This is a genomic window from Caballeronia sp. (assembly GCF_028292365.1).
GTDB lineage: Bacteria > Pseudomonadota > Gammaproteobacteria > Burkholderiales > Burkholderiaceae > Caballeronia.
Genome location: NZ_JAQGMM010000369.1, coordinates 1 through 3,464, shown reverse-complemented (window position 1 = coordinate 3,464; position 3,464 = coordinate 1). Strand labels below are relative to the sequence as shown.

4 protein-coding genes and 1 pseudogene are annotated in these 3,464 nt (G+C 58.9%); all 5 read left to right on the top strand.

Features of this window, described 5'->3' with window-relative positions:
- Positions 1 to 209, top strand: a pseudogene (locus JWR14_RS22755) (polyphosphate kinase 2); the annotation flags it as partial.
- 571 nt (positions 210 to 780) lie between these two features.
- Positions 781 to 2,190: a 3-isopropylmalate dehydratase large subunit gene (gene leuC, locus JWR14_RS22750; protein ID WP_213766647.1), complete on the top strand. Its 1,410-nt coding sequence runs from the start codon at positions 781 to 783 to the stop codon at positions 2,188 to 2,190.
- Entirely contained in the window at positions 2,187 to 2,318 is a 132-nt protein-coding gene (locus tag JWR14_RS22745) for an entericidin A/B family lipoprotein (protein ID WP_299712306.1), read from the top strand. The genes leuC and JWR14_RS22745 overlap by 4 nt, the downstream gene beginning before the upstream one ends.
- Positions 2,319 to 2,362: 44 nt before the next feature.
- A complete protein-coding gene (gene leuD / locus JWR14_RS22740; protein WP_299712303.1) occupies positions 2,363 to 3,013 on the top strand; it encodes a 3-isopropylmalate dehydratase small subunit in 651 nt (216 codons plus the stop codon).
- 47 nt (positions 3,014 to 3,060) lie between these two features.
- Positions 3,061 to 3,464, top strand: a 404-nt coding sequence (locus tag JWR14_RS22735; RefSeq protein WP_299712300.1) for an isocitrate/isopropylmalate family dehydrogenase, incomplete at its 3' end; no start/stop codon positions are given.

Below are 3,464 nucleotides of genomic sequence, written 5' to 3'. Positions count from 1 at the left end.
ACAAGTGGAACGAATACACGGACGCGAAGGAAGCGATGTTCGCGCAAACGGATACTGCCGATTCTCCATGGGCGGTGGTTCGCTCGGACTGCAAAAAGCGGGCGCGGCTGAATGCGATGCGCCATATTTTGCATAAGCTGCCCTATTCCAATCGCGACGTTCGCGCGATTGGAATGGTCGATCCGTTGATCGTGGGACGGGCTTTGTAGTGGGTGTTGAGTAGATTATTGATGCAGTCGACGGGTGCCGGTGCGCAATGCACTTGCACCCGTCTTTGCATTCAGAGGCTCGTCCCCGAGCAGGGCTTGTAACCCCGGTCATTGAAAGCTGGGTATGCCAGGTCGGGACAAAAGTAGAGAGGGTCGAGCCGCTATTGACCCCGCCGGCTTCGTCGCACACTGCGGCCACCCGGGCCGTTTTCCCCCGCCGTGCATCGAAAAGTGCAGCCAATGCGCCAGTGCGAGCATTGTCGAGCGGTTAGCTGCTCCAGACGCCGCAGATATTGAATTTGAAGCGCCGCAATCAGGCCAGTTATTTCGCGAATCCGACTACTCCTGATTTGCCCACTTAACATGCCGACGACGCGCCTAAACGGCTGATTCTGTTCTGCATTTTGCGCCAACCAACCATCCCGGTACTCCCCATACAGGTAGCTCCACTACCACCCTAACTCACTGTTTTATATCAGTTTTTTCTAACTGACTAGCGCAAGTCGTCATCCTGCGTGGCATAATCATCAAACCAAAAAACACCCCCGCAGTCACAACACCTGAAAAGACCATGGCCCAGACTCTGTATGACAAGTTGTGGAACTCGCATGTGATCCACACTGAGGAAGACGGTACGTCCATCCTCTACATCGACCGTCATTTGCTCCACGAAGTGACCAGCCCGCAAGCGTTCGAGGGTCTGAAACTGGCTGAACGGCCGGTATGGCGGATCAGCGCGAACCTGGCGGTGTCGGACCACAACGTCCCGACGACCGATCGCTCGCACGGCATCGCTGACCCGATCTCGAAGCTGCAAGTCGACACGCTCGACAACAACTGCGACGCGTACGGGATCACGCAGTTCAAGATGAACGACCTGCGGCAAGGGATCGTGCACATCATCGGGCCGGAACAGGGCGCCACGCTGCCGGGAATGACAATAGTCTGCGGTGATTCGCATACCTCCACGCACGGCGCGTTCGGCGCGCTGGCGCATGGCATCGGTACGTCGGAAGTCGAGCACGTCCTCGCCACGCAAACGCTACTGCAAAAGAAGAGCAAGAACTTGCTCGTCAAGGTCGAAGGGCCGCTGCCGCGCGGCTGCACTGCGAAGGACATCGTGCTGGCCATCATCGGCAAGATTGGTACGGCGGGCGGCAACGGTTACGCCATCGAGTTCGGTGGTTCGACCATCCGGGCATTGTCCATGGAAGGCCGCATGACGGTCTGCAACATGGCCATCGAAGCGGGCGCACGGGCAGGCATGGTTGCCGTCGATGAAACCACCATCAACTACCTGAAAGATCGACCGTACTCGCCGCACGGCGCGGAATTCGAGCAGGCAGCAACCTACTGGCGCACCTTCACGTCCGATCCGGGCGCGAAGTTTGACCGCGTGGTGGAACTGAATGCGGCTGAAATCGTGCCGCAAGTGACGTGGGGCACATCGCCGGAAATGGTGACGTCCATCGACGGCCGCGTGCCCGATCCCGAGCGCGAAAAGGACCCGGTCAAGCGCGACGCGATCGAACGCGCGCTGAAGTACATGGCGCTCGAACCGAACACGCCGATGCAGTCGATCAAGCCGGACAAGATTTTCATCGGCTCGTGCACGAATGCGCGGATCGAGGACTTGCGCGCCGCGGCGTATGTGGTGAAGACGCTCGGCCGCCGCGTTGCACCGAACATCCGTCTGGCCATGGTCGTGCCGGGTTCCGGTCTCGTGAAGGCGCAAGCGGAACGCGAAGGGCTCGATAAGGTGTTTCTCGACGCCGGTTTCCAATGGCGCGAACCGGGCTGCTCAATGTGTCTTGCGATGAACGCCGACCGGCTGGAGCCGGGCGAGCGCTGCGCGTCCACGTCGAATCGCAATTTCGAAGGGCGTCAAGGCGCCGGCGGCCGTACGCACCTGGTGAGCCCTGCGATGGCGGCGGCTGCCGCTATCGAAGGTCATTTCGTCGATATCCGCGAACTGGCATGAAGCGCGTCTTTATTGTGCTGGGGTTCATCGCGGTTTTTGCCGGCGTCGCGGGCTGCAATACGGTCCACGGTTTTGGCGAAGATTTGCATCACCTCGGCAACTCGATCAGCAACGCGGCCGACAAGTAAGCGGTTTTAAAGAACGGTCAAGCAGACCAAACCGGTGACGGATCATGGAAAAATTCACAGTACATAGCGGGCTCGTGGCGCCGCTGGATCGTGCGAACGTCGACACGGACGCGATCATCCCGAAGCAGTTCCTGAAGTCCATCAAGCGCACGGGTTTCGGCCCGAATGCGTTCGATGAATGGCGTTATCTGGATGTCGGCCAACCCGGCCAGGACAACTCGCAACGCCCGCTGAATCCGGATTTCGTTCTGAATCAGCCGCGCTATAAAGGCGCATCGATTTTGCTGACGCGCGAGAATTTCGGCTGCGGCAGTTCGCGTGAACACGCGCCGTGGGCGCTGGATCAGTACGGTTTCCGCGCAATCATCGCGCCGAGTTTCGCCGATATCTTCTTCAACAACTGTTTCAAGAACGGCCTGCTGCCGATCGTCCTGACGGATAGCCAAGTGGATCGGCTGTTCAACGAGACCTACGCGTTCAACGGTTTCGAGCTGACCGTGGATCTCGAACGTCAGGTTGTGCTGACGGGGGACGGCAGCGAGTTTTCGTTCGAAGTGCCGGGCTTCCGCAAGTTCTGCCTGCTGAATGGTTTCGACGATATCGCGCTCACGCTGCGTCACGCGGACAAGATCAAGCAATTCGAGAACGAGCGCCTCGTGAAGCAGCCGTGGCTGAACAACCGCCTCGTCGGATAAGTGCGGATCGTACGGATCGTACGGATCAACAAAGAAAAGGAAACACCATGAAGATTGCAGTGCTGCCCGGCGATGGCATCGGTCCGGAAATCATCAAGGAGGCCGTCAAGGTCCTGAACGCGCTCGACGAAAAGTTCGAGCTCGAAGAAGCGCCGGTCGGTGGCGCGGGTTATGAGGCGAGCGGTCATCCGCTGCCGGAAGCAACGCTCGCGCTGGCAAAAGCATCGGACGCGATCCTGTTCGGCGCCGTGGGCGACTGGAAATACGATTCGCTCGAACGCGCGCTGCGTCCGGAACAAGCCATCCTGGGTCTGCGCAAGCACTTGCAATTGTTCGCGAATTTCCGTCCGGCCATTTGTTATCCGCAATTGACGGCGGCTTCGTCGCTTAAAGCCGAAATTGTCGCGGGACTGGATATCCTGATCATCCGCGAACTGAACGGCGATATCTA

What these genes read in the sequence shown, in the direction of transcription:
- JWR14_RS22745 (WP_299712306.1), top strand. Translation starts at nt 2,187, where the DNA reads ATGAAGCGCGTCTTTATTGTGCTGGGGTTCATCGCGGTTTTTGCCGGC.
- leuD (WP_299712303.1), top strand. Translation starts at nt 2,363, where the DNA reads ATGGAAAAATTCACAGTACATAGCGGGCTCGTGGCGCCGCTGGATCGT.
- leuC (WP_213766647.1), top strand. Translation starts at nt 781, where the DNA reads ATGGCCCAGACTCTGTATGACAAGTTGTGGAACTCGCATGTGATCCAC.